The 1,287-nt window shown below is 58.6% G+C and carries 2 protein-coding genes; both read left to right on the top strand.

What is annotated here, in order from left to right; all coding sequences use genetic code 11:
• Positions 1-121 precede the first annotated feature (121 nt).
• Complete coding sequence (locus RR51_RS31720) at positions 122-625, top strand: gp53-like domain-containing protein (protein ID WP_052261142.1); 504 nt, start codon at positions 122-124, stop codon at positions 623-625.
• Positions 625-1,227, top strand: a complete 603-nt coding sequence (locus tag RR51_RS31715) for a tail fiber assembly protein (protein WP_236693317.1) — start codon at positions 625-627, stop codon at positions 1,225-1,227. Before RR51_RS31720 ends, RR51_RS31715 begins: the two co-directional genes overlap by 1 nt.
• Positions 1,228-1,287: the final 60 nt, after the last annotated feature.

Here is a 1,287-nt window from a genome sequence, read left to right as displayed (position 1 = left end):
GCCTGGAAACCGATCTGTGTTGCAGATGTATTGCGACAACGGATCGGGGATCAATCCGCTCACAGCGAACGGGCGAACACTGTTCGCCTCCAGGCCAATGAAGCCGCTTTAAGGAATCACTATGGCAAAACAAACCATCAACCTCGGCACTGCTCCCAGCGGCGCCGGTGGAGACGATCGCCGAAGCGCCTGGTTGAAGGCGATTGCGAACTTCGATGAGCTTTACAGCTTCATTGCTACGGCATTCAACAGGGCTAACATCGTCGGCACCGTTGGCCAGTCAGCGGGCGTGCCTACCGGGGCGATTGTTCAGCGCGGCAGCAACGCTAACGGTGAGTATGTACGTTTTGCCGATGGCACGCAGGTGTGCTGGTCAATTGGGCGGCTTACCAGTACCGCCCCAGTCAATGGGTATGGCGATGTGAGTATCACCTTCCCCATTGCATTTCCCAACACATCCTACGTGGTCACGGCAAACGGACAGCCCGTCAACAACTGGGACATGTACGGATTCCTTTCGGCATCGAGTCAGACTGTAAGCGGCTGCATGCTCCGATTCAGAAATGGTGCTGCGGGTGCGCAACAGTTCAGCGCTAGTTATATGGCTATTGGGCGGTGGTACTGATGAAAATAAAACTCTCTCCTGTGGTGTTTTCGGCCCAGCCCATGACCCTTTTCAAGCAGGGTGACAGCCTAACGATTAACGGCCTGACGTACGATTTCGGGCCGCTTGCAGACGGCGCCACGCTGCCTGTGGAGGCCTGCAAGTGCCCTTGGTTGATCGCGCCGATTGAGCGGACGGGCAGTGAACTGATAGTTACCCTGCTGCTGCCGATCCCCGAGGAAGCCTCTTACGCCGCGAGGTTTCCGTCTGACATCGTTGCGCCTCAAGATGGCCGGGTGTCGCTGCCTATCCCTGATGCGATGGACCCTTCCCCGTATCAGGGGTATGCCGTGATCGACTGGAGCCAAGTGGCCACTGTCGAGGACAAGGCTTTGGCGGCCCAAGAGCTGCTGGTCGCTGCCATTCTTGCCGATGTTGCCCAGCGCCGGATTGTCGCAGATGCTGCCATTGCGCCTCTGCAGGATGCGGTGGATCTGGACGACGCCACCCCGACCGAGGCCGAGGCCCTGAAAGCCTGGAAGCGCTATCGCGTTGCCCTTAGTCGTGTGCCCGAGCAGCCCGACTACCCCATCAGCATCGACTGGCCAGCCTTGCCGGCCTGATTCACCCCTTACCTACGACACCGCCGACCTGGCGGTATTTTTTTGCCTGGAGAAAACCCA

This window comes from Pseudomonas sp. C5pp (assembly GCF_000814065.1).
Taxonomy (GTDB): domain Bacteria; phylum Pseudomonadota; class Gammaproteobacteria; order Pseudomonadales; family Pseudomonadaceae; genus Aquipseudomonas; species Aquipseudomonas asiatica.
The sequence above is the reverse complement of the archived record's forward strand: the minus strand, read 5'-3'. Positions and strand labels throughout refer to the sequence as shown.

What these genes read in the sequence shown, in the direction of transcription:
- RR51_RS31715 (WP_236693317.1), top strand. Translation starts at nt 625, where the DNA reads ATGAAAATAAAACTCTCTCCTGTGGTGTTTTCGGCCCAGCCCATGACC.
- RR51_RS31720 (WP_052261142.1), top strand. Translation starts at nt 122, where the DNA reads ATGGCAAAACAAACCATCAACCTCGGCACTGCTCCCAGCGGCGCCGGT.